Origin of the sequence: Nocardia sp. NPDC058244 (assembly GCF_042882065.1) — a bacterium.
GTDB lineage: Bacteria > Actinomycetota > Actinomycetes > Mycobacteriales > Mycobacteriaceae > Nocardia.
Genome location: NZ_JBHVWX010000008.1, coordinates 1 through 25,729 on the forward strand (window position 1 = coordinate 1; position 25,729 = coordinate 25,729).

27 protein-coding genes are annotated in these 25,729 nt (G+C 70.5%); 12 read left to right on the top strand and 15 right to left on the bottom strand.

Annotation, left to right across the window (positions count from 1 at the left end):
- Positions 1–53 precede the first annotated feature (53 nt).
- From ACFVW6_RS24590 to ACFVW6_RS24605, 4 genes are all read right to left on the bottom strand, one after another.
- Complete coding sequence (locus tag ACFVW6_RS24590; protein ID WP_378823268.1) at positions 54–911, bottom strand: lytic transglycosylase domain-containing protein; 858 nt, start codon at positions 909–911, stop codon at positions 54–56.
- 96 nt (positions 912–1,007) lie between these two features.
- On the bottom strand, positions 1,008–2,390 hold the full coding sequence (locus ACFVW6_RS24595) for a lytic murein transglycosylase (RefSeq protein WP_378823266.1): 1,383 nt from the start codon (positions 2,388–2,390) through the stop codon (positions 1,008–1,010).
- Between the two features lie 138 nt (positions 2,391–2,528).
- A complete protein-coding gene (locus ACFVW6_RS24600; protein WP_355276333.1) occupies positions 2,529–3,119 on the bottom strand; it encodes a DUF1003 domain-containing protein in 591 nt (196 codons plus the stop codon).
- Positions 3,112–4,410 carry a magnesium transporter MgtE N-terminal domain-containing protein gene (locus ACFVW6_RS24605; protein ID WP_378823264.1) on the bottom strand — a complete coding sequence of 433 codons (1,299 nt, stop codon included), beginning with the start codon at positions 4,408–4,410 and terminating at the stop codon, positions 3,112–3,114. Before ACFVW6_RS24605 ends, ACFVW6_RS24600 begins: the two co-directional genes overlap by 8 nt.
- A gap of 77 nt (positions 4,411–4,487) precedes the next feature.
- On the opposite strand from ACFVW6_RS24605, the gene ACFVW6_RS24610 reads away from it, so the two are divergent.
- The 3 genes from ACFVW6_RS24610 to ACFVW6_RS24620 are packed head-to-tail and all read left to right on the top strand — an operon-like array spanning position 4,488 to position 6,537.
- The gene (locus ACFVW6_RS24610; RefSeq protein WP_378823263.1) at positions 4,488–5,444 is read left to right on the top strand and encodes an HpcH/HpaI aldolase/citrate lyase family protein; all 957 of its coding nucleotides are present in this window, start codon (positions 4,488–4,490) and stop codon (positions 5,442–5,444) included.
- 12 nt (positions 5,445–5,456) lie between these two features.
- Positions 5,457–5,951, top strand: a complete 495-nt coding sequence (locus tag ACFVW6_RS24615) for a general stress protein (RefSeq protein ID WP_019048869.1) — start codon at positions 5,457–5,459, stop codon at positions 5,949–5,951.
- Positions 5,952–5,955: 4 nt separating this feature from the next.
- A complete protein-coding gene (locus ACFVW6_RS24620; protein WP_355276327.1) occupies positions 5,956–6,537 on the top strand; it encodes a suppressor of fused domain protein in 582 nt (193 codons plus the stop codon).
- Here the strand turns inward: ACFVW6_RS24620 and ACFVW6_RS24625 are convergent.
- Positions 6,534–7,610, bottom strand: coding sequence for a magnesium and cobalt transport protein CorA (locus ACFVW6_RS24625; protein ID WP_378823261.1), 1,077 nt, complete (start codon positions 7,608–7,610; stop codon positions 6,534–6,536). The two genes, ACFVW6_RS24620 and ACFVW6_RS24625, sit on opposite strands and share 4 nt — an antisense overlap.
- Before the next feature lie 76 nt (positions 7,611–7,686).
- Between ACFVW6_RS24625 and ACFVW6_RS24630 the strand changes: the two genes are divergently transcribed.
- The 5 genes from ACFVW6_RS24630 (at position 7,687) to ACFVW6_RS24650 (ending at position 12,316) form a co-directional block, all read left to right on the top strand.
- On the top strand, positions 7,687–8,541 hold the full coding sequence (locus ACFVW6_RS24630; protein WP_355276326.1) for a PHP domain-containing protein: 855 nt from the start codon (positions 7,687–7,689) through the stop codon (positions 8,539–8,541).
- Positions 8,538–8,804, top strand: a complete 267-nt coding sequence (locus tag ACFVW6_RS24635) for a hypothetical protein (RefSeq protein WP_378823260.1) — start codon at positions 8,538–8,540, stop codon at positions 8,802–8,804. The genes ACFVW6_RS24630 and ACFVW6_RS24635 overlap by 4 nt, the downstream gene beginning before the upstream one ends.
- Positions 8,805–8,855: 51 nt before the next feature.
- Positions 8,856–10,403: an FAD-binding protein gene (locus ACFVW6_RS24640; RefSeq protein WP_378823259.1), complete on the top strand. Its 1,548-nt coding sequence runs from the start codon at positions 8,856–8,858 to the stop codon at positions 10,401–10,403.
- 411 nt (positions 10,404–10,814) lie between these two features.
- The gene (locus ACFVW6_RS24645) at positions 10,815–12,035 is read left to right on the top strand and encodes an NADP-dependent malic enzyme (protein ID WP_378823258.1); all 1,221 of its coding nucleotides are present in this window, start codon (positions 10,815–10,817) and stop codon (positions 12,033–12,035) included.
- 71 nt (positions 12,036–12,106) lie between these two features.
- The gene (locus tag ACFVW6_RS24650; RefSeq protein WP_378823257.1) at positions 12,107–12,316 is read left to right on the top strand and encodes an Arc family DNA-binding protein; all 210 of its coding nucleotides are present in this window, start codon (positions 12,107–12,109) and stop codon (positions 12,314–12,316) included.
- A gap of 36 nt (positions 12,317–12,352) precedes the next feature.
- Here the strand turns inward: ACFVW6_RS24650 and ACFVW6_RS24655 are convergent, their stop codons facing one another.
- Genes ACFVW6_RS24655 through ACFVW6_RS24670 form a run of 4 tightly spaced genes read right to left on the bottom strand, consistent with a single transcriptional unit; the run spans position 12,353 to position 15,781 of the window.
- Positions 12,353–13,060 carry an ABC transporter permease gene (locus ACFVW6_RS24655; RefSeq protein WP_357343222.1) on the bottom strand — a complete coding sequence of 236 codons (708 nt, stop codon included), beginning with the start codon at positions 13,058–13,060 and terminating at the stop codon, positions 12,353–12,355.
- Positions 13,057–13,728, bottom strand: coding sequence for an ABC transporter permease (locus ACFVW6_RS24660; RefSeq protein ID WP_378823256.1), 672 nt, complete (start codon positions 13,726–13,728; stop codon positions 13,057–13,059). The genes ACFVW6_RS24655 and ACFVW6_RS24660 overlap by 4 nt, the downstream gene beginning before the upstream one ends.
- Positions 13,716–14,873, bottom strand: a complete 1,158-nt coding sequence (locus ACFVW6_RS24665) for an ABC transporter ATP-binding protein (RefSeq protein WP_378823255.1) — start codon at positions 14,871–14,873, stop codon at positions 13,716–13,718. The genes ACFVW6_RS24660 and ACFVW6_RS24665 overlap by 13 nt, the downstream gene beginning before the upstream one ends.
- Positions 14,874–14,896: 23 nt before the next feature.
- Entirely contained in the window at positions 14,897–15,781 is an 885-nt protein-coding gene (locus tag ACFVW6_RS24670; RefSeq protein ID WP_378825549.1) for an ABC transporter substrate-binding protein, read from the bottom strand.
- Positions 15,782–16,027: 246 nt separating this feature from the next.
- On the opposite strand from ACFVW6_RS24670, the gene ACFVW6_RS24675 reads away from it, so the two are divergent.
- The gene (locus ACFVW6_RS24675) at positions 16,028–16,900 is read left to right on the top strand and encodes a glycine betaine ABC transporter substrate-binding protein (protein ID WP_378823254.1); all 873 of its coding nucleotides are present in this window, start codon (positions 16,028–16,030) and stop codon (positions 16,898–16,900) included.
- 52 nt (positions 16,901–16,952) lie between these two features.
- On the opposite strand, the gene ACFVW6_RS24680 is transcribed toward ACFVW6_RS24675, so the two are convergent.
- The 3 genes from ACFVW6_RS24680 to ACFVW6_RS24690 are packed head-to-tail and all read right to left on the bottom strand — an operon-like array spanning position 16,953 to position 19,142.
- Positions 16,953–18,179 carry an RNA polymerase sigma factor gene (locus ACFVW6_RS24680; protein WP_378823253.1) on the bottom strand — a complete coding sequence of 409 codons (1,227 nt, stop codon included), beginning with the start codon at positions 18,177–18,179 and terminating at the stop codon, positions 16,953–16,955.
- Positions 18,176–18,499: a YciI family protein gene (locus ACFVW6_RS24685; RefSeq protein ID WP_357344229.1), complete on the bottom strand. Its 324-nt coding sequence runs from the start codon at positions 18,497–18,499 to the stop codon at positions 18,176–18,178. The genes ACFVW6_RS24680 and ACFVW6_RS24685 overlap by 4 nt, the downstream gene beginning before the upstream one ends.
- Before the next feature lie 46 nt (positions 18,500–18,545).
- Positions 18,546–19,142, bottom strand: coding sequence for a dihydrofolate reductase family protein (locus ACFVW6_RS24690; protein ID WP_378823252.1), 597 nt, complete (start codon positions 19,140–19,142; stop codon positions 18,546–18,548).
- Between the two features lie 176 nt (positions 19,143–19,318).
- Here ACFVW6_RS24690 and ACFVW6_RS24695 point away from each other — a divergent pair, with 176 nt between their 5' ends.
- Both ACFVW6_RS24695 and ACFVW6_RS24700 read left to right on the top strand, forming a co-directional pair.
- Positions 19,319–20,023, top strand: a complete 705-nt coding sequence (locus ACFVW6_RS24695; protein WP_378823251.1) for a PadR family transcriptional regulator — start codon at positions 19,319–19,321, stop codon at positions 20,021–20,023.
- A gap of 35 nt (positions 20,024–20,058) precedes the next feature.
- Positions 20,059–21,534, top strand: a complete 1,476-nt coding sequence (locus ACFVW6_RS24700; RefSeq protein WP_378823250.1) for a DHA2 family efflux MFS transporter permease subunit — start codon at positions 20,059–20,061, stop codon at positions 21,532–21,534.
- An 87-nt stretch (positions 21,535–21,621) separates the two neighbouring features.
- Here the strand turns inward: ACFVW6_RS24700 and ACFVW6_RS24705 are convergent, their stop codons facing one another.
- The 3 genes from ACFVW6_RS24705 to ACFVW6_RS24715 are packed head-to-tail and all read right to left on the bottom strand — an operon-like array spanning position 21,622 to position 24,790.
- Positions 21,622–22,995, bottom strand: a complete 1,374-nt coding sequence (locus tag ACFVW6_RS24705) for a cytochrome P450 (RefSeq protein ID WP_378823249.1) — start codon at positions 22,993–22,995, stop codon at positions 21,622–21,624.
- 2 nt (positions 22,996–22,997) lie between these two features.
- Positions 22,998–24,155, bottom strand: a complete 1,158-nt coding sequence (locus tag ACFVW6_RS24710) for a hemerythrin domain-containing protein (protein ID WP_378823248.1) — start codon at positions 24,153–24,155, stop codon at positions 22,998–23,000.
- Positions 24,134–24,790, bottom strand: a complete 657-nt coding sequence (locus ACFVW6_RS24715; protein WP_378823247.1) for a TetR/AcrR family transcriptional regulator — start codon at positions 24,788–24,790, stop codon at positions 24,134–24,136. Before ACFVW6_RS24715 ends, ACFVW6_RS24710 begins: the two co-directional genes overlap by 22 nt.
- A gap of 159 nt (positions 24,791–24,949) precedes the next feature.
- Here ACFVW6_RS24715 and ACFVW6_RS24720 point away from each other — a divergent pair, with 159 nt between their 5' ends.
- Positions 24,950–25,618: a cutinase family protein gene (locus ACFVW6_RS24720; RefSeq protein ID WP_355276302.1), complete on the top strand. Its 669-nt coding sequence runs from the start codon at positions 24,950–24,952 to the stop codon at positions 25,616–25,618.
- Positions 25,619–25,729: the final 111 nt, after the last annotated feature.

A 25,729-nucleotide genomic window follows, 5' to 3' on the forward strand; every position in this document is an offset into this window, starting at 1 on the left:
GGGCACTCTCACATACCCGGCCCGCTCAGTGCAAACGTGCCCGGAACCGCTGCTCAGATGCGGGGGAGGTCCGAGGGCTTGGGGGCCATGCCGTTGGAGTAGGAGGTGGACCAGGCCATGACGTTGGCTACGTAGGCCATGGAGTTGTTGTAGCGCAGGATCGCCTTGGACTGCTGGGAGAGGTCGCGCATGTTGAGGCCGCCGTCGCAGAGGTAGCGGCCCGCGGTGAGGGCGGCGTCGAACAGGTTCTGCGGGTCGGCGACGCCGTCGGCATTGCCGTCGGCGGCGTAGCGGTGCCAGGTCTCGGGGAGGAACTGCATGGGGCCGATGGCGCGGTCGTAGCCGCCCAGGCCGTCGAGTTCGCCGCCGTCGCTGTCGTGAATGACGTTGTTGCCGTAGAGGCTGCCGTCCAGGACCGGGCCGTAGACGGCCTTGATCGGGTTGCCGTCGGCGTCGGCCTTGCCGTACGCGTGGGTGGACTCGACCCGGCCGATGCCCGCCAGCAGCGACCACGACATCCCGCAGGTCGGGTTCTCCACGGCAAGTTGCTCTTCGGCGCTCTGGTAGGCGGCGACCGCGATGCCCGGAATGCCGAGCGGGCCGGCCGGCAGGTCGGAAGCGGCGCGATCACTCGACAGCGCAACGGTTTTCACGACCGGCGCGGCCGAGGGCGACTGGCGCGCCTCCGCGTGGGCGATCTCGGCGATGTCGGCCTGCGGCGCGGCGGCCAGCTCCGGCGCGGCCTCGGCATCGGTGCCGGGCAGGTCGTGCTCGACGGCCGCGTTGCTGGCGATGGTCGCGTCGGTCGCGGCGGCGGTGACGGCCACGAGTCCGGCGGGGACCAATCCGGTCAGTGCGATGAGCGAGCTACGTCGAACCGTCGTAGCAGGCTGTTTCCGATGACGACCCACTGTGTGGTGCCCTCCTCAACCGTGTTGGATGAGAAGAGATTACCGCACCCGAGACCTTTTTGTTACCCCTCCGTGACCTGTATTTCGGTTTGATTTCTAGGGAACGGCCGGACCGGGCGGCAGCGGGATGACGATGTTGAACGGCAATGTGATCCCCGGCTGCTGAGTGGGCGCGACCGGCGCCTGCTCCACCGGAGCGGGTTCCTCGGTCGGCTCGACACCCGGCTCCGGCGTCTTCTCCGGCGCGGGCGCCGTCGACTCGGCGGGCGCGGGCGCGGCGGTCGTGGCCGGGGTGCAGACCGGCGCCGTGGCCTGCTGCTCGGCCGCCTGCTGCTCGGGGCTCGCTTGCTCGGGCTGTGCCGGATCCTTCGGCGCCGCAGCGCCGTAGGTCTGCTCGACGGGCTTCGCCGGTTCGAGCGGGTTCGGCATCTGGGCGGGCGCCGGGTCGCTGACGCAGACCTCGGGGGCGGGCGCGACCGGGGCGGGGCAGAAGATGCCGCACGGGATCGGCGGCAGGCCGGGCAGGGTGATCATCACCTGGGTCGGCGTTGTCACCTTCGGCGTGTTCGGCGGCAGCTGGTTGGTCGTCGACGGCGGCGCCGCGGTGACGGACCCGTTCGTCGAGGCGGCCAGCACGTTGGGCGAGACCATCGGCGCGCTGCCCGGCGGAACGATATCGGGGGAGATGGCGACCGAGCTCGGCGCGCCGCCGGTGCGGTAGGCCGCCGACCAGCTGAGCACATTGGCCGCGTAGGACATCGAGTTGTTGTAGCGCAGCACCGCGCGCAGTTCCTGCGACGCGTCGCGCAGGTTCAGCCCGCCCGAGCACAGGTACTTGCCCGCGGCCAGCGCCGCGTCGAAGACGTTGTGCGGATCGGCGGTGCCGTCGCCGTTGCCGTCGGCGGAGTAGAGCGCCCAGGTGCTGGGCAGGAACTGCATCGGGCCGACGGCCCGGACGAACCCGCCGTCGGCCTCCTTGATGATCTCGTTGCCCGGCAGCGTGCCGTCGAGCGCGGGGCCGAAGATCGGGGTGGTCGAGGTTCCCGCGGCGTCGGTGCGCCCGCTGCTGGCGTGCCCGGATTCGATGCGCCCGATGCCGGCCAGCAGGTTCCAGGTGAGCCCGCAGCCGGGCTGGGCGGTCTCCAGCGCCAGCTCCGCGTTGCGGTAGGCCGCGAGCACGATCTCGGGGATGCCGAGCGCGCCGCTGCCGGTGGGCAGCGAGATGCTCTGCAGCGGAACCGTTCCGGCGAAGGGCGCCAGGCTGTTCGCGGACGGGGAGAGCGCGCGCAGCTTGCGCGGCGCCTCCTGGGCGATCGGCAACAGCCCGACGATCTCGGAGGGATCGGTCTCCGGCGTGTCCTCGGCGGTGCTCGCGGTCGCGGCCAGGAGCGCCTCGGGCGCGGTGGGGGCGGTGCTCGGGGTCGCGGTCTGCGCGGCCGACCCGGAGGCGACCAGTCCAGCGACGACAAGGGCCGACATCGTTATCGGAGCAGAGATTCGCACGGCCACACCAACCCTTTACGTCGAAGCAGCGGCACCGCAGAGTCCCCCTCCGGCCCGCCCGGAACAACGTGATCCAGGTTACCTACCGGTCAGGAAGTTGTAGAGCATTTCCGGTTACTCGTCTGAACCACCTGGCGAAACCGGGGCAGGAGAGGGCGTTTGACCGGAGGTTTTCTTGCGTGCGGCTTTTCGCTTCTTCTCCGGCTTCGGCGCGCCGTCGGGCGCGGTGACCGCGTCGATCCGGTCCAGCACGTCCTTGATCTCCTCGAGCTCGCGGCGCAGGTAGTCGCGGGTGGCGACATCGCCGACGGCCAGCCGCAGCGCGGCCAGCTCGCGGGCGAGGAACTCGGTGTCGGCCTTGGTCTGCGCGGCCCGGCTGCGGTCCTCCTCGAGCGAGACCTTGTCCCGATTGTCCTGGCGGTTCTGCGCCAGCAGGATCAGCGGCGCCGCGTAGGCGGCCTGGGTGGAGAAGGCCAGATTGAGCAGGATGAACGGATACGGGTCCCAGCGCAGCGCGACCACGAACACGTTGAGCACGATCCAGACGATGACGATGATCGTCTGGATCGCCAGATATCGCCCGGTCCCAAGGAATCGCGCCACGCGCTCGCTGCTGCGCGCGAACGCCTCGGAGTCCCAGTCGAGGGTGAATCGCGAGCCGACCGGGGTCTCCAGTCGCTGGCGGGCCGGGTTCTTCTCACTCACGCTGGGCCCTTTCGACATGGGCGAACGGCTGCTCTTCTTCTTCTTCGCGCCAGTCCTCGGGCAGCAGATGATCGAGGACGTCGTCGACGGTCACCGCGCCGAGCAGATGATTCTCCGCGTCGACCACCGGACCGCAGACGAGGTTGTAGGTGGCGAAGTATCGGGTGACCGCCGAGAGCGGCAGTTCCGGCGCCAGCGGCATCAGATCGGTGTCGACGATCCCGCCGACCAGGTGCGCGGGCGGTTCCCGCAGCAACTGCTGGATGTGCACGCAGCCGAGATAGCGGCCGGTGGGGGTGGCGGTCGGCGGGCGCACGACGAAGACCATCGAGGCCAGCGCCGGAGTCAGGTCGGGATCGCGGACCCGGGCCAGCGCCTCGGCGACGGTGGTCGACGGGCTGAGCACGATCGGTTTGGGCGTCATCAGACCGCCCGCGGTGTCGGGGGAGTGCGCGAGCAGCCTGCGGACCGGCTCGGATTCCTCCGGGTCCATCAGGGCCAGCAGGGATTCGGCTTCGCTCTCGGGCAGCTCGCCGAGCAGGTCGGCGGCGTCGTCGGGGTCCATCGCCTCGAGCACGTCGGCCGCGCGGCGCACCTCGAGATGGCCGAGCAGGTCGACCTGGTCGTCGTCGGGCAGCTCCTGGACGACGTCGGCGAGCCGTTCGTCGTCGAGCGCGATCGCCACCTCGATGCGGCGTTTCTCCGGCAGCTCGCGCAACCGGTGCGCCACGTCGGCGGCGCGCAGGCCCTCGTACTCCTCGAGCAGGGAGGTGACGTCCTGGCCCGGCCTGCCGACCTCGGCCGGGGTCAGCCCGTGGACCTGCGACCAGTCCACCACGTGCACGGTGCGCCTGCGCCCGATCCGCCGGTGCCCGCGCACCGCGACCCGCCCGATCACCCAGTCCCTGGTCCGGCTCTGCTCGATGCCCAGGTCGGCCACGTAGACGTCGACGCCGTCCAGGTCCGGCAGGCCGGGATCGTCGACGCGCACCTGTGAGTCCACGATCTGCGCCAGCGCCAGCATCTCGCCGGGTCGCTGGGCGAATCGCCGCAGGCTGACGGTGCCGGTGTTGAGCGTGACGATGCCCGGCTCGATCGCGGTGACGCGCAGCATCGGGACGAAAATCCGCCGCCGGGTGACCAATTCGACGACCAGGCCGTGCACCCGTGGTTGCTGCCGCCCGTGCCGGACGGCCACGACGACGTCGCGGACCCGGCCGATAGACTCCCCGTCCGGACCCAGCACCGTCAGGCCGGCGAGCCGGGCGACGTACACCCTGGTGGTTGCCATGACCCTCAGGCTAGGCGGTCCACAACGGCCGGTCACGACACGCCACGGCCGGTGTGACGAACAAAGGAGGAGGGCCCATGAAGCCCCGCCGATCTGTGCTGGCCGTACCCGGCAGCAACCCCAAGATGATCGCCAAGGCCAAGGGCCTGCCGGTGGACGAGGTGTTCCTCGATCTCGAGGACGCCGTCGCGCCGGGCGCGAAGACCGCGGCCAGGGCGAATATCGTCGCCGCGCTGAACGAACCGGGCTGGGGTTCCCAGCTGCGGGTGGTCCGGGTCAACGACTGGTCGACCGAGTGGACCTACGCCGACGTGATCACCGTCGTCGAGGGCGCCGGCGCGGCCATCGACGCGATCCTGCTGCCCAAGGTGACCGACGCGGGCCAGGTGCACGCGCTGGACCTGCTGCTCACCCAGCTGGAGAAGGCGAGCGGCCTCGAGGTCGGCCGGATCGGCATCGAACCGCAGCTGGAGAACGCCATCGGCCTGCGCAATATCGACGCGATCGCCACCGCGAGCCCGCGGGTGCAGGCGCTGGTGTTCGGCCCGGCCGACTTCATGGCCAGTATCAACATGCGCACGCTGGTGGTCGGCGAGCAGCCGGTGGGCTACGACGTCGGCGACGCCTACCACCACATCCTGATGACCATCCTGCTCGCCGCCCGCGCGCACGGTCTGCAGGCGATCGACGGCCCCTACCTGCAGGTCCGCGACGTCGACGGGTTCCGCCGGGCGGCCGGGCGCACCGCCGCGCTCGGTTTCGACGGCAAGTGGGTGCTGCACCCCGACCAGATCGACGCCTGCAACGAGATCTTCAGCCCGCGCCAGGCCGACTACGACCGCGCCGAGCTGATCCTGGATGCCTACGCCTTCCACACCTCCGCCGCGGGCGGCGCTCGTGGCGCCGTCATGCTGGGCGATGAGATGATCGATGAGGCCAGCGCGAAGATGGCGCAGGTCATAGCGGAGAAGGGGCGAGCTGCGGGAATGACGCGCACAACGCGTTTCACTCCGCCACAGCCGGTCCAGAACTAGCAGAATGGGACTATGACGAATCCCTTGGGCAACCCGAATCGCGGACGGCAGGCGTTGCCGACGCCGCCGTCGGGCTGGCCGGTCGGCTCGTATCCGACCTACGCCGAGGCGCAGCGCGCGGTCGACTACCTGGCCGACGGGCAGTTCCCGGTGCAGGACGTGACCATCGTCGGCGTCGACCTCATGCAGGTCGAGCGGGTGCTGTACCGGCTGACCTGGGGCAAGGTCATCGGCGGCGGCGTGGTCTCCGGCGCGTGGCTCGGCCTGTTCCTCGGTCTGTTACTGAGCCTGTTCACCACGACCGGCGGTGCCCTCGGCCCGCTGGTCGTCGGTCTGCTCGGTGGCATCGTTTTCGGCGTGATCACCACCTCGATTCCGTACGCGGCCACCAAGGGCCAGCGCGACTTCGCCTCCACCATGCAGCTGGTGGCGGGCCGCTACGACGTGCTGTGCGACCCGAAGACCGCCGAGCGCGCCCGCGACATGCTGGCCCGATTGGCCCTGTGACGCAATGGATGTGGTGGACACGGTCCGCACCGCGGTGCTGGACCACTACGGCGTGCAACGTTCCGGGGTCGACTCGGCCTCGGTGACCTTCCTCGGGCTGGAACCGATCGAGATCCTGCGCATCCCCGGCGACGGCGCGGTGCACTACGCGACGCTGGGCGGATCACGCCATCCGATGGGCGATCCCGCCGATCTGCTGGCCGACCCGGTCCGCGGTCCGCGCGCCGAACTGGTGCTGACGCTGCTGCTGAGCGCGGGCCCGCAGGCGGGCGTCGTCCGTTCGCTCGGCGTGCTCATCGCGACCCCCTCGGTGGAAGGCGTTGTGCTCCAGGCGGACGCGCTGCTCGACCTGGGGGAACCGCTGTGGCACAACGCCGTCTTCACCGCGGTGCTGCTCGGTGAGAGCGACATCGCCGAGATCGCGCTGCCCGAACCCGCCGAGCCGGTGCGGTATCTCAGCGTCGTCCCGATCACCGCGACCGAGGCCGCCTGGGTCCGCGTCCGGGGCGCGCAGGCGCTGCGCGACGCCTGGGCCGAGGCCGGCATCGATATCCGCGACCCGGCGCGCGGCGCGGTGAACCTCTAGATCCACTTGCTGCGGCGGAAACTGCGGAACAGGATCCCGCAGACGACGGCCATGATGATCAGCACCACCGGATAGCCCCAGGGCTGGTGCAGTTCCCACATGTGGTCGAAGTTCATGCCGTAGACGCCGGCGATCATGGTCGGCACCGCGGCCATGGCGGCGTAGGCGGCGATCTTGCGCATGTCGGTGTTCTGCTGGACGCTGATCTTGGCCAGCGCCGCGTTCACCAGGCCGCTCAGCGATTCGTCGAAGTAGGTGATGTGCTCGGTGACGCTGGTGTGGTGATCGGCCACGTCGCGCAGGTAGCGGCGGATCTCCTTGGGCACCGGCAGCTCCGGGTTGTGCACGAGCATCTGCAGCGGTTGCCCCAACGGCGAAACGGCCCTGCGTAATTCGACCACTTCCCGCTTGAGCTGGTAGATCGCCCCGATGCCGATCTTGGAGGCGGGGGTGAACACCGCCTCCTCCATCTCGTCGATATCGGATTCGACCGACTCGGAGACCTCGACATAGGAGTCGACGACGTGGTCGGCGACGGCGTGCAGGACCGAGCACGGACCCAGCCGCAGCTGGTCGGGCGTGCCTTCGAGTTCGTGGCGCACCCCGGCCAATCCGGTGTGCTCGCCGTGGCGCACGGTGATCGCGAAATGCGGTCCGGTGAAGACCATGATGTCGCCGGTCTCGACGATCTCGCTGATCGCGTGGATGTCGTGTTCGACGTAGCTGACGGTGCGCATCACCAGGAACAGCGTGTTGTCGTAGCGCTCCAGCTTGGGGCGCTGGCGGCCCTGCACCGCGTCCTCCACCGCCAGCGGGTGCAGCCCGAAGATCTGGGCGACCTCGGTCATCTGGCCCTCGTCGGGATCGTGCAGTCCGAGCCAGACGAAACCGGAATCGGTCTTGGCCGCCGCTTTCAGCGCCTGCTCGGGGGTGAAGTGGCCGGGCAGCCGTTTCCCCTCGACGTAGACACCGCAGTCCACGATGGCGCGCGCGGTCGGCACGGGAATCCGCGGCCGCGTCGGCCCGGCCCGGCCGGGCCCGCGGAACGACGGCATCTGCGGTAGTGAAGGCACGAGGTGGATGCTACGGCCGGCGCCGTCTCGGTGGAGGACTGCGCGCCGGTCGAGACGGCACTGTAAGACTGAGGGTGTGCGCATCGATCTGCATACCCATTCGACGGCTTCCGACGGCACCGACAGCCCGGCGGAGCTGGTCCGGAACGCCGCCGCGGCCGGCCTCGACGTCGTCGCGATCACCGATCACGACACCACCGCGGGCTGGGCCGAGGCCGAGGCCGCCCGCCCGGCGGGCCTGACGCTGGTGCGCGGCATGGAGATGTCGTGCCAGGGGATGGGCGAGGACGGCTGGCCCGTCCCCGTGCATCTGCTGGCGTACCTGTTCGACCCCACCGACCCCGGCTTCGCGGAGGAACGCGAGCGGCTGCGGGCCGAGCGGGTGGCCAGGGTGCGCGCGATGGCCGACAAGATGGTCGCCGACGGGCTGCCCATCGATCCCGACGCGGTCCTGGCCGGCGCGGGCCCGGCCGCCGGGCGTCCGCATCTGGCGCGGGCACTGGTCGAGGCCGGCGTTGTCGAGAGCGTCGACGCCGCGTTCCACGAACTGCTCGCCCCCCACGGCCCCTACTACGCCGAGAAGGCCGACACCCCGCTGACCAGGGCCGTCGGGCTGATCGCGGCCGCGGGCGGGGTCAGCGTGCTCGCCCATGTGCGGGCCCGCAAGCGCGGCAGGCTGCTCGCGCTCGACGAGATCCGCGACCTCGCCGCCCTCGGCCTCGGCGGTCTCGAGATCGACCATCCCGATCACAGCGACGCCGATCGCGCGGTGCTGACCGATCTTTCGGCCGAGCTCGGGCTGCTGCGCACCGGGTCCTCGGACTACCACGGCAGCAACAAGACCATCGAGATCGGCGCGTGCCGGACCGATCCCGAACAGTTCGAGGCGCTGATCGGCAAGGCGAGCGGGGTGCCGGTGATCGCCCCGTGACGGTGGTGCGCGGGTTCAGCGGACTGGTCGCGGGCGGGGTGGTCGTCCTGCTCTGCGTGGTGATCGGGGCCGCGGTGATGGGCTCGCGCCGGGACTTCCCCGGTCCGGGGGCCGAGTCGCTGACCTGGCATGTGCTCGCGGCGGTGGTCGTCGTCGCCGCCCAGCTCTACGCCGATCGGAACCGGGGCATCGCCGCGTTCACCGCCTCGGCGATCGTGTTGATCACGACCGGTGCACTGCTTTGGACACAATGGTGGAGTTGACGAGCGCGTAATGGTTGCGCCCGGGTGAACTGTCCCCGAATATTTCTCTTTGTGGGCAACATCGAGACGGATGTTCTGATCCTCGGCGGCGGACCCGCCGGGTTGTGGGCCGCCGTCTCGGCGGCGGCCGCGGGCGCGCGGGTCGTCCTGGTCGACAAGAGCCGGTGCGGGTCCAGCGGCCCGACGGTCTACGGCAGCACCATGATCTGGGACGTCGCGCCCGGTCACAGCCGCGCCGACGTCGTCGACACGGCGCTGGCCCGTGGCGGCGGCCTCGGTGACGCGGACTGGCTGCACCGGGTCGTCGACGAGACCCATCGCCGCCTCCAGGTCTGGTCGGGCACCCGGCACCGGGCGCCCGACACCGCGGGCGGCGATCCGCCGGTGGTGCAGCTGGACGGCGCGAGCTATCTGCGCAGGCTGCGCCGGGGCGCGCTGGAGGCGGGCGTGCGCATCCTCGATCATCATCCGGCCCTGCAACTGCTCGTCGACCCGGCGGGCACGGTGGTCGGCGCGGCGGGCATCCAGCGACACAACCGGTTCCGGCCGTGGACGATCCGGGCGGGCGCGGTGGTCGTCGCCACCGGTGGCTGCGCGTTCCTGTCCGGCGGCGCAGGCACCGAGGTGAACACCGGCGAGGGCCTGCTGATGGCGGTCGAGGCGGGCGCCGAGCTGTCCGGGATGGAATTCTCCAGCGCCTACGGCCTGGCCCCGGTGCTGTCGCGGGTGCATCCGAATCCGGCTGTCGCCCCCGGCCTCTCGGTGCGCTTCGCCGCGCTCTACGACGAGGCGGGCGCGGAACTGCCCGGCCGGTACCCGGCGGCCCTGGCCGCGCTCGCCGACGGCGGGCGGGTCTTCGCGGCGCTGCACGAGGTGCCCGACACCGTCCGGCACTGGCTGAGCAGGCACGGCGCGGTCGACCCGGCGGGCCGGGTGCCGGTGCGCGCGGTGCTCGAGGGCACGGTCCTCGGCGCGGGCGGGGTGGCGCTGACCGGACCCGACTGCGCGACCACCGTGCGCGGGCTGTTCGTCGCGGGCGCCGTCGCCGGGCGTGAGGTCGTCACGGGGGCCGCGGGCGCGACCGGCGGCCTGAGCGGTGCCTGGGCGCTGGCCTCGGGGACCTGGGCGGGCGAGGGCGCCGCCGCCTTCGCGGTGGCCACCGAGCGCGCGACCAGCGCGCGGCCGGTCCCCGGCGCCGGACTCGGCCTGCACGCGCACATCGATCCGCGCTCGGTGATCGGGCTGGTGCAGGAGCACACCCTGCCGCTGCGGCGCAGCTACCGGCGCAGTGCGGGTAGCCTGGCCGACAGCATCGCCGAGCTGGACGCCATGTGGCCGGGCGCGCAGTTCGAGCTGGGCGGCCTCGGCGCCGAACAGGTCAGGGCCAGGCAGGCGGCGGCGCTGCTCGCGGTCGCGCGCTGGGCCGGTTACAGCGCGCTGGTGCGCACCGAGACCCGCGGTATCCACCGCCGGATCGACCACCCGCTGGCCGCGCCGGAGTGGCAGGTGCGCCAGCGCTGTGGTGGGCTGGACGCGGTGTGGGTGCGGCGCGTCCCGGTAGACGATCAGCTCACCGCGGGCCGACCCGCCGCGGTGTGATTGTTCACCGGATGTTCCCCCTCAACTGCGAGTTTTCTCTAACGCCATGGCAATTCGCCGCGGATACCCTCGATCCATGACGCGCGGCCGGGTGACACACGGATCCGGTTTGGCAAGGAGTCGACCGGGCTGGCAGAATGTTGCGGATTCCCTGCCCTTGCCACCGCCGGGTTCGGGGACCATGGCGACCTTCCGCCCCGCGACGCACCGTCGCGGCCGAGGGCCGACCCGTATGTCCGACCGGACCACCCGTCCGGCTCCGCTCGGCGGATCAGTGTCGCGCCACGCGACCGGTTTTCTCCGGTATTCGCCCTGGCTGCGCACCCTATGAGCGTCATGCAATTCCGTAATCCCGATATACCCGGCGGTAACCGTCCCCCGGTTGAGTCCGACTCGAGCAGGAGTGAAATCGTGTCACCTGTGACTGACGCACCGAATGCCACCGCGGCGCCCCAGGCCGATGACGCAGCGAGCCTGGCTGCCATCACCCAAGACGAGATCTTCGCGGGTCACCTCGGCGGCAAGCTGTCGGTCGAGCTCAGCGCCCCGCTCGAGACCCAGCGTGATCTGTCGATCGCCTACACCCCCGGTGTGGCCCAGGTCAGCCGGGCGATCGCCGAGGACGCGGCGCTCACCAAGACCTACACCTGGACCGACCGCCTCGTGGTCGTGGTCAGCGACGGCACCGCCGTGCTCGGCCTGGGTGACATCGGCCCGCGCGCCTCGCTGCCCGTGATGGAGGGCAAGGCCGCGCTGTTCAAGAAGTTCGCCGGCCTGAACTCGATCCCGCTGGTGCTCGACACCACCGATCCGGACGAGATCGTCGAGACCCTGATCCGCCTGCGCCCGAGCTTCGGCGCGGTCAACCTCGAGGACATCTCGGCGCCGCGCTGCTTCGAGATCGAGCAGCGGGTCATCGAGGCCCTGGACTGCCCCGTCATGCACGACGACCAGCACGGCACCGCCATCGTGGTGCTGGCCGCCCTCAAGGGCGCGGCCGCGCAGCAGGGTCGCGACATGTCGGCGCTGAAGGTCGTGGTGTCCGGTGCCGGTGCGGCCGGTGTGGCCTGCGCCAACATCCTGCTCGCCGCCGGTGTGCCCGATGTGGTCGTGCTCGACTCCAAGGGCATCGTCAGCACCGGCCGGGACGGCCTCAACGGCGTGAAGGCCGACCTGGCCGCCCGCAGCAACCCGCGCGGTCTGACCGGTGGCGCCGCCGAGGCCCTGGCCGGCGCCGACGTGTTCCTCGGTCTGTCCGCGGGCACCATCCCCGAGGAGCTCATCGCCTCGATGGCGCCGGAGTCGATCGTGTTCGCCATGTCGAACCCGGACCCGGAGATCCACCCCGAGGTGGCCGCCAAGTACGCCGCGATCGTGGCGACGGGCCGCAGCGACTTCCCGAACCAGATCAACAACGTGCTCGCCTTCCCCGGCGTGTTCAAGGGTGCGCTGGACGCCGGTGCCCGCCGGATCACCGAGGGCATGAAGGTCGCCGCCGCCGACGCCATCTTCGGTGTCGTCGCCGGTGAGCTGGCCGTCGACCGGATCATCCCCAGCCCGCTGGACCCGCGCGTCGCGCCCGCGGTCGCCGAGGCCGTGGCCGAGGCCGCGCGCGCCGAGGGCGTCGCGTAGTTCCCTGATCGACCGAGAGCGCCCCGTTCCCCGGAACGGGGCGCTCTCGCGTTGTCTGGGATCATCGGGTGATGACCTCCCTCACCGTGCAGCTGCCCGACGAGGTGCACGCTCAGCTCGTCACCGCCGCCGAGGCCGATGGCCTGTCGATGAACGCGGCCGTCGTGACCGCGGTTCAGGAGTGGCTTCAGGCACGGGCGCAGCGGGTCCAGGAGCGCGCCCGGATGCAGCAGGTGCTGGCGGCCGATCCGCACCTGCGCGCGTTGCTCGGCGACGACTGACCCTCGCCACCGGCGACGGTCGACGAGCGGCCTGGACTACTCCGTGACCAGCGACGCGTCGGTGTCGACGATCGTCCCGCGCGCCAGCCGTCCGGTGCCCGGCGCGCTCACCCAGACCGCCGCCGCCAGCAGCGCGTCCAGCACCAGGGCGAGCGCCGCCACCAGGAGCGCGCCCACCAGGACCAGGTCGTAGCGATAGAGACCGATCCCGTCGAAGATGTAGCGGCCGAGCCCGCCGAGGTTGACGTAGGCGGCGATCGTCGCCGTGGCGACCACCTGCAGCGTCGCGGCCCGCAATCCGCCGAGGATCACCGGCAGGGCATTGGGCAGTTCGGCCCGGAACAGGATCTGCGGCTCGGTCATCCCCATCGCGCGCGAGGCGTCGACGACATCGGCGGGCACGTTCGCGATGCCCGCGTAGGCGCCCGCCAGCAGCGGTGGGACCCCGACGGTGATCAGGGCAAGCAGCGGCGGGATCAAGCCCAGCCCGAGCAGCAGCACCAGGAAGGTGAGCAGACCCAGCGTCGGCAGCGCGCGCATCGCGTTGGCGAAGCCGACCAGCAGCGCGCTGCCCCGCCGGGTGTGCCCGATGACCAACCCGAGCGGCACCGCGATCACCGCCGACAGCGCGACCGCGAGGACGCTGTACCAGAGGTGTTGCAGCAGCCGGGTGTCGATCCCGGCCGGGCCGCCCCAGTTCGCGCCGTCGCTCAGGTACTGCCAGGCGTCGACGAACAGATTCATGCCGCGTCCTCTCGCGGTGTCCGCTGCCCGCGCGCGTCGGCGCGGGTCCACGGAGTGGCGAAGCGGCCGAGCAGGAACACCAGCCGATCGAAGATCAGCGCGAGCGCGAGGGTGACGATGATGCCCGCCACGATCTGATCCGGATAGTCGCGCTGATAGCCCTGGGTGAACAGCTTGCCGAGCCCGCCCACCCCGATCAGCGCGCCCACCGACACCATCGCGATATTGGTGACCACCACGACCCGCAGCGTGGCGACGAACACCGGCAGGGCCAGCGGCAGGTCGACGGTGAGGGTGCGGCGCAACCGGCCGAACCCGATCGCGTCGGCGGCGTCGATCACCGCGGCGGGCACGGTGTCCAGCGCGGTCGGCACCGCGATCAGCAGCAGCGCCGTGGAATACACGGTGAGCGCGATGATCACATTGAGCGGGTCGATGGCCGAGATCCCGACCAGCGGCGGAATGATCACGAACAGTGCCAGCGAGGGAATCGTGTAGGCCAGGCTCGACACCGTCGTGGTGATCCGCCTGGCCCATCCGGCGCCCCGGATCACCGCGCCGACCGGGACCGCGATGACCAGCCCGAGCAGCAGCGGCACCAGCGCGAGCACCAGGTGCGTGCGGGTGATCGCCATGACCTCGGCGAAATTGTCGATCAGGTATCGCACGGCGCGTCCTGGTCGAAGAACTCCCGGTTCCGTTCCGCGTCCTCGCGGCCACGCTGCTCGGCGAGCTGGGTGAGCACATCGGTGGCCAGCAGCCCGCCGCGCACGGCGCCGGTGTCGTCGACGGCCACCCCGATGCCCGACGGCGAGGAGATCGCCGCGTCCAGCGCCTGGCGCAGGTCACCGTCCGGCGGGTACAGCGAGCCACCCGCGGACACGCCGGCGGACAGCGGTTTTCCGGCGCGGACGGCTTCGACCCCGGTCACATCCACCCAGCCGCCGGGCTTGCCGTCGGCGTCGACCACCAGCGCCCACTCACCCCGCGCCAGCCGGAGCCCGGCGACCCCGTCGGCCTCGACGGTCCGGATCGGCGCCAGCGCCACGGTGTCGGCGGTGCGGAACGACAGCGCGCGATAGCCGCGATCCCGGCCGACGAACCCGGCGACGAAGTCGGTGGCGGGCTGGGCGAGGACCCGCTCGGGCGCGTCGAACTGCTGCAGCACCCCGCCGCGCCCGAAGACCGCGATCTGGTCGCCGAGGGTGATCGCCTCGTCGATGTCGTGGGTGACGAACACGATCGTCTTGTGCAGTTCGGCCTGCAGCCGCTGCATCTCGACCTGCAGCTCCGCCCGCACCACCGGGTCGACGGCGCTGAACGGTTCGTCCATCAGCAGCACCGGCGGGTCGGCCGCCAGCGCCCGCGCCACCCCGACGCGCTGCTGCTGACCGCCGGAGAGCTGCGCCGGATACCGGTCGGCCAGCGCGCGATCCAGCCCGACGCGGTCCAGCACCGCCAGCGCCGCGGACCGCGCGGACTTGCGGGAGGCGCCGAGCAGCATCGGCACGGTCGCCACATTGTCGATCACCTTGCGGTTGGGCAGCAGCCCGCCGCTCTGGATGACGTACCCGATGCCGAGGCGCAGTTTCACCGGATCGACCGTCGCGATATCGCGGCCGTCGATGTGGATGCTGCCCGCGCTCGGCGTCACCATCCGGTTGATCATCCGCATCGAGGTCGTCTTGCCGCAGCCGGACGGACCGACGAAGACGGTGAACGAGCCCGAGTCGATCCGCAGATTCAGGTCGCGCACCGCCCGCGTCCCGTCCGGATAGGTCTTGGCGATGCCGCGGAATTCGATATTGGACACGGATTCTCCTAGTGGGCGCCTGCCTAGCCGATCGGGGAGTCGAGTCCCTGCGCGGTGATCCAGGCGAGCGCGGCGGCCTTCGGTTCGATCTTGGCGTCGCCCGAGACCGCGGTATTGAGCGAGATCAGTTCGGTGGTGGTGAGTTTGGCCGACACCGCGTCGAGGACGGCCACCGCCTTGTCGGTCTTCTTCGCGGCGTTGAACAGCGGCACCACGTTCTGGGCGGCGAAATTGCTCTTCGGATCGGCCAGCACGACCAGGTTGTTCTGCGCGATCGCGGGTGAGGTGGTGAAGATATCGGCCGCGGTGACCTGGCCCTCGACCAGCGCGCGCACCGTCGCCGGACCGCCGCCATCGGCGATCGGCACGAAATTCGCGTCGCTGATGTCGAGTCCGTAGTTCTTCTCCAAGCCGGGCAGTCCGCCGGGGCGCTGCGCGAATTCCGCGGGCGCGCCGAACTTCACCTCGGCCGACTGCGGCGCGAGGTCGGCGATGCTGCGCAGGTTCCAGCGGTCGGCGGTCGCGCGGGTGACGACCACCGCGTCGGAATCCTGGCCGGGGGCGGGCGTCGCGATGGCCAGCTCGGTGCCGAGCGCCGTGGTCAGCGCCGCGTTCACATCGGCCTCGGAGGTGGCGGTCGCGTCTTTGTCGAGATATTGCAGCAGGTTGCCGGTGTATTCCGGGATCAGCGAGATCGCGCACTGGCGTAAGGCGGGAATGTAGGCCTCGCGGCTGCCGATATTGAACTTCGTGTCGACCTTGAACCCGTTGATCCGCAGCACCTCGGTGTAGATATTGGCCACGGTCTCGGACTCGGGGAAATTGGCCGAGCCGATGATCAGCGCGTCGCTGGCGCAATCGCCCTTGGCGGCCAGTGGGTCGGAGTTGCCGCAGGCGGACACGATCATGGCGGCGGCCAGCGCGACCGCGGCTGCCAGCACCCGGCCCGCCCGGACCGCGAAGCGGCGTGCCGGTCGACGTTGTCCGTGCGAAGAGGAGGCGAACGCGGTTTTCACTGGTGTCCTTCCGGCAAAGGCGGGCAGTGCGCTGTGCATGCGACCCGGGGGCCGCAGGTACATTCTGGTAGTTCATACTGCCCGCGTCGCGCCGAATTGCGTGGGTTGACCGCAAATACAGGAAGTTGGTGTCGCCGGATGGTGTCGCGCGCGGTGCGCCGGAAGCTGGCTGCGCTACTGGTCGCCACCTGGGCTTTCACCACTGTTTCGTGCGCCGGCGACGAGCCGCGCGAGGTGGTCGCGGTGGGCGCGGATTCCTCGGCCGAGGCGATTGTGCTCGCGGAGATCTATGCCCAGGCGCTGGCCCGCACCGGCACCCCGACCGCCGTCGTGCGCGGTTCGGACAACCCGCGGGCCGACCTCGACGCGGGCCGCATCGCGGTCCTGCCCGCCCGCGACGGCGCCCTGCTCGACCGCTGGAACCCGGCCGCGCCCGCCCGCACCCCCGAGGACGTGGTGGCCGCCGTCAACGCCTCGCTCCCGCAGGGCCTGTCGGCCTCCGACGCCGCCGACGGCACCGACCTGCGCTCCCGCTTCCTGGTCACCGAGGAGTTCGCCGCCCGCGACGGTATCCGCACGCTGGCCGCCCTGACCCCGCGTTGCGCCGACCTCACCGCCGGCTACACCGAGTTGCCCGGCTTCGCACCAACCACCCCGTCCCCCGTCACGATCGCCGGCTGCGCCTTCGCCACGACCACCCACTACCCGGACCCGGCGGCGCTGCGGAAAGCCTTGCGGGAGGGCGAGATCCAGGTGGGCATCGTCAACGGCCCACCCGCCGGCACCGCGGCCGACCTGGTCGTCCTCGACGACCCGAAATACGCCGTCCGCGCCCAGAACATCCTGGCGCTCTACCGATCCGGCCGCTTCGACCGCACCCAGCTGAAGAAACTCAACTACGTAGCAGGCGAACTCACCACCGAGGGCCTCACCGACCTGATCCACCAGGTCGACACCGGCACCGACCCAGCCGCCGCCGCCCGCACCTGGCTGGACGCCCACGGCCTCTAGAGAGTTGGCAATTGTTCGCCGAAATCTATTGAGAGACAACGAAATCTGACCGTCACGCGCCCAGCTGGTCGCGGCGGCGGGTCAGGTGGGTGATCTCGGCGGGGTTGGTGGCCAGGTCGATGGCGGTGTCGTAGGCGGCGCGGGACGCGCGGCTGTGGCCCAGGCGGCGGAGCAGGTCGGCGCGGGTGGCGTGGAAGACGTGGTAGCCGCGCAGGGCGTCGGTGAGGCGGTCGATGGTGGCCAGGGCTACTTCGGGGCCGTCGAGTTCGGCGACCGCGATGGCGCGGTTGAGGGCGACGACGGGGGAGGGGTCCAGGCGGACGAGTTGGTCGTAGAGAGCGACGATCTGGGACCAGTCGGTGTCGCGGATATCGCGGGCCGAGGTGTGGACGGCGTTGATCGCCGCGAGGATCTGGTAGCGGCCGGGCGGCATCCGGGTGGCGAGGCGCTCGCGGACGAGCCGGTGGCCCTCGGCGATCAGCGCCCGGTCCCACGCCCCACGATCCTGGTCGTCGAGCGCGACCAGTTCGCCGCTCGAGGACAGCCGGGCGTCGCGCCGTGCCTCGGTGAGCAGCATCAGCGCCAGGAGTCCGGCCACCTCGCCGTCGCCGGGCAGCAGCTCACGGATCAGCCGGGTGAGCCGGATCGCCTCGGCGGTCAGGTCGCTCCGGACGGGATCGGCGCCCGGCCCGGTCGACAGATAGCCCTCGTTGAAGACGAGGAACAGCACCGCGAGCACTCCAGAGACCCGGGCGGGCAGGTCCGCCGCCGACGGCACCCGGTACGGAATGCGCGCCGTCTTGATCTTGGTCTTCGCGCGGGTGATCCGCCGGCCCATGGCGCTCTCCTGCACCAGGAAGGCCCGCGCGATCTCGGGCACGGTCAGCCCGCCGACCATCCGCAGCGTCAGCGCGACCCTGGCTTCCATCGCCAGCGCCGGATGGCAGCAGGTGAAGATCAGCCGCAGCCGCTCGTCCGCGATGGCGCCGGGCGGTTCGGCGTCGTGGTCGTCGAGCATCCTGGCCTCCCGCTGTTTGTCGTCGCGCTTGTGCTCCCGGCGGATCCGGTCGATGGCCTTGCGCTGGGCGGTCGTGGTCAGCCAGCCGCCGGGGTTGGGTGGCACCCCGTCGACGGGCCAGCGTTCGACGGCGATCGCGAACGCCTCGGCCGCCGCCTCCTCGGCCATGTCGAGATCGCCGAACCGGGCGGCCAGCGCCGCGACCACCCGGGCCCACTCCGCGTGGTGGGCACTGGTGATCGCCGCGTCGACGCCGCTCACAGAAACGGCCGCACCTCGACCTTGCGATGGCAGGCCTTCGATCCCTCGGTGGCGAGCGCGAGCGCCACATCGAGATCGGCGGCCTCGACGACCCAGAAGCCGATGAGGAATTCCTTGGACTCCACGAACGGCCCGTCGGTGACGATCGGCTCGTCACCCCGGTTGTCCACGACCGTGGCGGTGCCGGGCTCGCCGAGGCCACCGGCGAAGACCCAGTAGCCCTCGGCGATCAGCTTGTCGTTGAACACGTCGATCGCGGCTTCCTCCGCGGGCGTGGCCAGGGTGGGTCGGTCGTGGATCACGGACAGCAGGTACTGCATCACGCATCATCTCCTTCGGTTCGAGAGTTGCCCACCGGGCTCGGGATCAAGCCTTGCGCACCGGGTAGCGCAGATGGGTGACCCCGACGCCCGCGGTCACCGCCGGGTCGCCGAGCAGCACCGGCGCACCGGCGAGCCGATCGAACAGCCGCACCCCCGACCCGAGCAGCACCGCCGCGATGTCGACGTGGATCTCGTCGATCAGCCCCGCGTTCAGGCACTGCTGGATGGTGTCGGCGCCGTGGACGCCGACCGACTTGCCCGCCGCGGCCGCGACGGCCTGCTTCACCGCGCTCTCTAGCCCGTCGGTGACGAAGTGGACGTTCGAATCCGGCCGCGGCCACCCGTCCGGGACCCGATGGGTGAGCACGAAGGCGGGTCCCCACCCGTGCCGTCCGCCCCAGCCGTGGGCGACCTCGAAGGTGCGCCGTCCGGTGAGCATGGCGCCGAGTTCGGCGGTGAGCGCCCGCAGGTGCCCGGCGCTCGGCGCGGAGACCCGGAACGTCATCGGATCCGCGCCACCGGTGGGGAATTCGACGTCTCCCGAGGAGAAGTACCAGTCGAACACCTCGGCGACGCCGTCGTCCGGGTCGGCGACGAAGCCGTCGAGGGACATGGACATGAGTGCGACAACCTTGGTCATCATCTGCTCCTGATCAGTCGGTATGAAGCTCCTTCACCCCTACTACGAACACGATCGCCCCGATCGGACACCGAGGTACCGAAAAGTTCGCTTGCCAGCCACTGTTCCGCTCCGTATATTCCTACTGGAATATTTGGTGTGGAACATGGACCTGCGCCGACCGTGCGGGAGTGGAGGTGAGCGTTGTGGGACAGCCGGGTCGCAACGCGATGACGCCGTTGGCCATCGCGGTTCTCGCGTCGCTGGACGAGCGGCCCATGCATCCGTACGAGATGTATCAGGTGCTGATGGCCCGCCGGGAAGACCTGCTGGTCAAGGTGCGGCCGGGATCGCTGTATCACGCGGTGGCCCGGCTGGCGGCCGACGAGCTGGTCCGCGCCGAAGGCACCGAACGCGAAGGCAATCGGCCCGAACGGACCACCTATCGGATCACCGACACCGGTCGCGACGCGCTGCGCGGCCGCATCACCGAACTGCTCCGCGCCCCGGTCCAGGAGTACCCGATCTTCCGGGTCGCCCTCGCCGAGGCACACACCCTGCCCGCCGAGCAGGTCGTCGCGCTGCTCGGCGAACGGGCCGGGCGGCTGGGCGAGGCGGTGACCGACGTCGACGCCATGATCGCGTGGGCGAGCACGCACCAGGTCCCGCGCCGGTACTGGTTCGTCCTCGAGTACATCCAGGCGACGATCCAGGCGGAACTGACCTGGATCGAGCGGTTCGCCGCCGACCTCGACGCCGGCGAGATCGAGTGGGAGATCTTCGATCCCGACACCGGCGAACGCATCACCGACAGCGGCGACCCCACCCACGAATGGCCGCCGGGGGACCACCCCGACGCCGCGCCGCGACCCAGGTGGGCGGCCGGCGCCGCCCGCGACTGATATCCCGAGCTCATCTTCCGATAGGAACGAATTCGATGACCACCCAACGTAATCCGTGGCTGGCGCTGTTCGCGCTGGTGGTCGGGTTCTTCATGATCCTGCTGGACATGACGATCGTCGCGGTCGCCAACCCGGCGATCATGAAGGACCTGAGCACCGACATCTCCAATGTCATCTGGGTGACCAGCGCCTACCTGCTCACCTACGCGGTGCCGCTGCTGGTCACCGGCCGGCTCGGTGACAAGTTCGGCCCCAAGAACATCTACCTGATCGGCCTGGCGATCTTCACCGCCGCGTCGCTGTGGTGCGGTCTGTCCGGGTCCATCGGCATGCTGATCGCCGCGCGCGCCGCGCAGGGCATCGGCGCCGCGCTGATGACCCCGCAGACCATGGCCGTCATCACCCGCACCTTCCCGCCGGACAAGCGCGGCGCCGCGATGGGCCTGTGGGGCGGCGTCGCCGGGCTCGCGACACTGGTCGGGCCGATCCTGGGTGGCGTGCTCGTCGACAATCTGGGCTGGGAGTGGATCTTCTTCGTCAACGTCCCGGTCGGCATCATCGCCTTCGGCCTGGCCGTGTGGCTGGTGCCCGCGCTGCCGACCAGCGACCACCGGTTCGACCTCGTCGGCGTCGTGCTCAGCGGTATCGGCATGACGGCGCTGGTCTTCGGTATCCAGGAGGGCAATCCGCAGGACTGGTCGCTGCGGATCTGGCTGCTGATCGGGTTCGGCGTGCTCATGCTGATCGCGTTCGTGATCAACCAGGCCCGCAACCGGGGCGAACCGCTGGTGCCGATGAGCCTGTTCCGCGACCGCAACTTCTCGCTGTCGAACCTGGCCATCGCCGCGATGGGCGCCGCGGTCACCTCGATGATGGTGCCCTCGTACTTCTACCTGCAGGCGGTGCGCGAGATGTCGCCGACGGTCTCGGCGCTGGTGTTCGCGCCGATGGCGATCGTCACCGGCTTCGCGGCGCCGTTCGTCGGCAAGTTCTCCGACCGGCTGCCGCCGCGGCTGGTGCCGACCATCGGCTTCACCCTGTTCGCCGGGTCGACGTTCGCCTTCGCCGCGCTGATGAAGCCGGATTCGCAGATCATCTGGTTCCTGCTCGCCGCGGCCGTCGCCGGCCTGGCCAACGCCTGCATCTGGGCGCCGCTGGCCTCCACGGCCACGCACAACCTGCCGGTCACCCAGGCCGGTGCGGGCGCCGGTGTCTACAACACCACCCGCCAGGTCGGCTCGGTGCTCGGTAGCGCCGCCATCAGCGCGTTGATCGCGGCCCGCCTCACCGCCAACGGCCTCGGCGGCGGCGCTCCGGTCGGCGAGGGCGCGGCCACCGGCCCGCTCCCGCCGCAGATCCTCGACGAGTTCAGCACCTCACTGGCCCAGTCCATGCTGCTGCCCGCCGCCATCCTGATCATCGGCGTGATCGCCTCGGCCCTCTTCGTCGGCCACGGCGAATCGGGCGCCACCCCGAAGCCCGAACTCGCCAAGGCCGACGCGGGCGCCTGACCCCTCGCCCGGCGCTGCCCGTCTCGCATGGCGCGAGGCGGGCACGCGCCGTGTCAGTCGTCGGCGGTCGCGATTGCTCCGGTTCGGTTACGCCGCGACCCGCGTGCGGGGTGAGACGCGGGCGGGGATCGGACCGTCCGCGATCAAGGTGAGCGGGGTGGTCACCGGGAAGTGCGGCTCGAGTGCGTCGATGCTGGCCGATCGCAAGATACCGGCCAAGGCGAGCGTCGCTTCCAGGATGGCGAAGTGGTCGCCGATGCAGGTGCGCGGGCCGCCGCCGAAGGGCAGGTACTGCCACCGGTTGAAGCCGGTCGAGCAATGCGTGGCGAACCGCTCCGGATCGAAGCGATCGGCGTTGTCCCACAGGTCCGGATCGTGGTGGATGACGTAGATGCCGACTATCACGTTGGTGCCCGCCGGGATGCGGAACCCGTCGACCACCACATCGCGCATCGCTTGCCTCGCCAGGGCGGGTGCGGGTGGGCACACGCGCAGTGCCTCCTGGATGACGTGCGTGGTGAATTCGAGTCTGCCGACGTCCTCGACGCGCAACCGGTGCGGGCCGAGCGCCGTCGCCTCCTCGGCGGCGCGATCCTGCAGCGCTCGATCTCGGCCGAGCGCCCACAGCGCATACGCCAAGGTGGTCGCGGTGGTGTCGTGACCCGCGGTCAGGAATACCCGCAGCTCATCACGAATAACACTGTCGGGCAGTGGTTTCCCGGTGTGTGGATGCTCGATACCGAAGAACAACTGGAGCAGCGGAGCGGAATCGGGATCGGCGTGCGCGGCGGCGATCGCATCGTCGATGACCGCGTCGCTGATCGACTTCGCGGCGTGGAAGCGCCGTCGGGCGGGGGTCGGCAGCCAATGTGGGGCGCGCGCCGGTCGCAACCCTCGATCGAGCACGAAGCCACCGCTGGCCGCGATCGAATGCGCGAGTTCGGGTGCTCGGTCGTCGAGATCTGTACCGAACAGCGAACTTCCGAGCACACGCAAGGTGAGGCGCCGGGTCTCCACCGCCAGATCGATCGTGCCGGAGCCTGCCCACTCGGATGCGAAATCAGCGCCGATACCGGCCATCGACGTGGCATAGCCGGCCACCCGCCGTTTGGTGAACAGCGGCTGATACGCGCGTCGGCGCGGCAGCCACTGCTCGTGCGCGACGCTGAACAGGTTGTCGCCGAGCCACCGTCGGCCTTCGACGAAGAAGACCGTCTCCTTGTCGAACGCGCCGTCGGTGGCGCCGAGGACATCGTGGGCGCCCTGCGGCGAGGTGACCACGGCGAACGGCGGTATCAGCCGCCGTGGCCCGGCTCGAACCATCGTCACCGGTCCGCCCGCGGCCCGGATCTCGGCCAGCCCGCTGTGCAACCGGCGCAGCGCACCGATGCGGGCCCGCAGCCCCAGTGGCACATCGGGGGCGAGTGGACAGTCGACTGTCTCGGTCTGTCCCCGCGGCATGACTAGCTCCCCTCCATGACGGCGGGCCGCTGGGCGAGCTGAGCGAGCCTGACCAGGTCGGTCTGGAGGGCGGGGCCGCGGTCGTGGTGTGCGGGGAGGGTCAGGTGGATCAGCCGGTCGAACCACACCGGCAGGCTGATGATCCGGTATCGCTGCACGATGCGCGTGCCGGAATCGGTGGGTTCGAGGGTGAATCGCCATTCGGTGGTGTCGCCGTAGATTCCGCCGTGGGTGATCCACGCCAGTTCCCGCTGCGGATCGACCGTGGTGAAGGTGCAGGCGCGGCTCCAGCGCATGATGCCGTTGCGGCTGTGTCCGCGGAAGCGGGCGCCCTCGACCGCGGTGGTGGTGGCACCGAGCCATTCGGCCCGCCTGCACTCGTGGCTCCACTCGCCGACGCGGGTCACGTCGGTGAGCAACGCCCACACCTCGGCGGGCGATGCGGCCGCGGTGACCTCCTGCCGCCCGCTCAGCGGTGAACGCAGCGGCGAGAACTCGGTGGTGCGCCAGCGCCGGAAGGCCGCTCGCCGGTACCGCCGGATCATCACGTGCAGCATCAGCCAGCGCGGAATTCCGGGGATCAGCGCGGTGATGGCCGCGCTGTCGGCGGCGGTCGCGCCGTCGATGATGAACAGGCCCTCGTCGAACACTTCGATCGGGCCGAGCGGTTTGACATTGTGTTCGCTGTTCCAGTGCTGCCATTCCGCCTCGGAGATCGCCGCGGACACCACCGGCATCATCTCGGTTTCCTCGCGGTCCAGATGGGGCAGCAGCCGGGCGCGCAGTTCGTCGACAGCGGCGACGACGGCCGCGCGCGCGTCGTCGGAGCCCCGGTACGCCTCCGCCGTGGCACACAGCGAATCCATGGCCGGGCCGATGGATCGATGATCGGCGTCCATGCGGTCGAGCAGCGCGCCCGCCTGTGGATTGCGTTCGCGGACCAGGGGATAGAGGTGCTCGTCCTCGGAGCTGTGGTGCTGGTGCAGGAACCGCATCAGCCAGACCAGGTGGTCGGCGAGCGCGACCCGCTGGGCGGGAAACGGCGGCGGGTCGGCGGTGAGCGCCTCGCGGGCGCGAGCCAGATCGCGGCGCAGCGCCGAGTGGACGATGCCCATGATGCGCGTATCGGCGGGATCGGTCAGTGCGGTGTCGGTGGCCATGGCTTTCTCTCCGGGACGAGGTCGAGCAGCCGTAGGACGATGTCGGCCACCCAGATTCGGTATCGGTCATCGGTCCATCCGGACCGCTCGGTCAGCTGCAGGTACACCTCGCGGCCGAGGACTGCGCACACGGTGTCGAACTCGTCGTCGGTGATGGGGCGGCCCGCGACGCTGTGCAGGCAGGCTCGCATCGAGGTGCGATAGGCGGCATAGTCTCGGTCCGCGAACTCGGCCAGTTCGCTGTCGGTGTTGGCGGCTTCGACCAGGACCCGGTGCAACCGTGCGGTGCGCCGGTAGATCGGCGTTCCCAGCCGGGCGAAAGCCTCGGCCCGCTGCCGCGGATCTCCCTCGCTGATGGCGAGGAATTCCGGACGTTCGAGCAGGGGGACGGGTTCGTCGTCGCCGACCACCGCCACGTCGACGACCACCTCGAGCAGATTGCGCTTGGTGCCGACGGTGGCGTACACGGTCTCCACCGCGCACCCGGCCGCCCGGGCGACATCGCGCATCGACGTGCCCGTCCACCCGCGTTCCACGAACAGACGGGTCGCGGCGGCCAGCACGGTGGCTCGCGTTTCGCCTGCTCTGGCCCGGCGAAGCGATGAGTCGTATCTGCGTGCTGTGGTGTCCGTCACATCTTCAGTGTGGAACATCCAAGTATTGAATACAAGGGTGTTCCAGTAAATTTATGGCGGCGGCGCGCCGGTGACCAGGGGTGTTGGTGTGTCGGCTCGGTGGGTAGTCTGCCCGGAATGACAGCACGTTCTCTTTCGCGATTCGTGTCTGCAGCACTCATGGCAGCCGCGATTCCGCTGGTATCGCCCATCCACTCCGCGACAGCGGCGTCGTGTTCCGACATCGAGGTGGTGTTCGCGCGCGGCACGGCCGAGCCCGGTGGTGAGCTCGGTTTCACCGGCGCGTCCTTCGTCGAAGCGGTCCGCCTGAACTCCGGTGGCCGTTCGGTCGGCGCCTACGGAGTCGACTATCCCGCGAGCAGCGACTTCGCCGACCGGCTCGCCTTCGCCCGCACCGTGGTGCGCGGCATCAACGACGCCCAGCGGCGGGTCGAGTACATCGCCGCCAACTGCCCGAGCACGCGGATCGTGCTGGGCGGGTACTCCCAGGGCGCGGCGGTCGCCGGGTTCGCCACCGGCACCGGGGTGCCCGAGGGGGTGCCGCTGGAGTATCAGTCGCATCTGCCGGCGCCGCTGGCGCCCGAGGTGGCCGAGCACGTCGCCGCGGTCGCGCTGTTCGGGAAGCCGTCGGATCGGTTCCTGGCCGATGCCGGTGCGCCCGCCGTGGTGATCGGCGCGCCCTACGCGGGCAAGACCATCGACCTGTGTATCGATGCGGACAACATCTGCGACGGTTCCCCGCTCGGCCAGCCCAATGCCCTGCACACCCTCTACAGCGTCAACGGAATGACCCTCACCGCGGCGCAATTCGCGGCGCAGCGGTTCTGAACGACGAGTAGCGGAAGGGCGGGGGCGGGTGGGCGGCCGCCCATACCGCGGTACGTACGGGGGTAGACCCCGGCGGCCGCCCCCGCGGGGGGGAATGGCGCCGAACCGGGC

Coding starts and splice junctions, on each gene's coding strand:
- ACFVW6_RS24720 (WP_355276302.1), top strand. CDS start 24,950: ATGGCAGCCGCGATTCCGCTGGTATCGCCCATCCACTCCGCGACAGCG.
- ACFVW6_RS24700 (WP_378823250.1), top strand. CDS start 20,059: ATGACCACCCAACGTAATCCGTGGCTGGCGCTGTTCGCGCTGGTGGTC.
- ACFVW6_RS24650 (WP_378823257.1), top strand. CDS start 12,107: ATGACCTCCCTCACCGTGCAGCTGCCCGACGAGGTGCACGCTCAGCTC.
- ACFVW6_RS24605 (WP_378823264.1), bottom strand. CDS start 4,410: ATGGCAACCACCAGGGTGTACGTCGCCCGGCTCGCCGGCCTGACGGTG.
- ACFVW6_RS24705 (WP_378823249.1), bottom strand. CDS start 22,995: ATGCCGCGGGGACAGACCGAGACAGTCGACTGTCCACTCGCCCCCGAT.
- ACFVW6_RS24595 (WP_378823266.1), bottom strand. CDS start 2,390: ATGTCGGCCCTTGTCGTCGCTGGACTGGTCGCCTCCGGGTCGGCCGCG.
- ACFVW6_RS24655 (WP_357343222.1), bottom strand. CDS start 13,060: ATGAATCTGTTCGTCGACGCCTGGCAGTACCTGAGCGACGGCGCGAAC.
- ACFVW6_RS24710 (WP_378823248.1), bottom strand. CDS start 24,155: ATGGCCACCGACACCGCACTGACCGATCCCGCCGATACGCGCATCATG.
- ACFVW6_RS24670 (WP_378825549.1), bottom strand. CDS start 15,781: ATGATCGTGTCCGCCTGCGGCAACTCCGACCCACTGGCCGCCAAGGGC.
- ACFVW6_RS24690 (WP_378823252.1), bottom strand. CDS start 19,142: ATGACCAAGGTTGTCGCACTCATGTCCATGTCCCTCGACGGCTTCGTC.
- ACFVW6_RS24615 (WP_019048869.1), top strand. CDS start 5,457: ATGACGAATCCCTTGGGCAACCCGAATCGCGGACGGCAGGCGTTGCCG.
- ACFVW6_RS24620 (WP_355276327.1), top strand. CDS start 5,956: ATGGATGTGGTGGACACGGTCCGCACCGCGGTGCTGGACCACTACGGC.
- ACFVW6_RS24610 (WP_378823263.1), top strand. CDS start 4,488: ATGAAGCCCCGCCGATCTGTGCTGGCCGTACCCGGCAGCAACCCCAAG.
- ACFVW6_RS24685 (WP_357344229.1), bottom strand. CDS start 18,499: ATGCAGTACCTGCTGTCCGTGATCCACGACCGACCCACCCTGGCCACG.
- ACFVW6_RS24675 (WP_378823254.1), top strand. CDS start 16,028: ATGGTGTCGCGCGCGGTGCGCCGGAAGCTGGCTGCGCTACTGGTCGCC.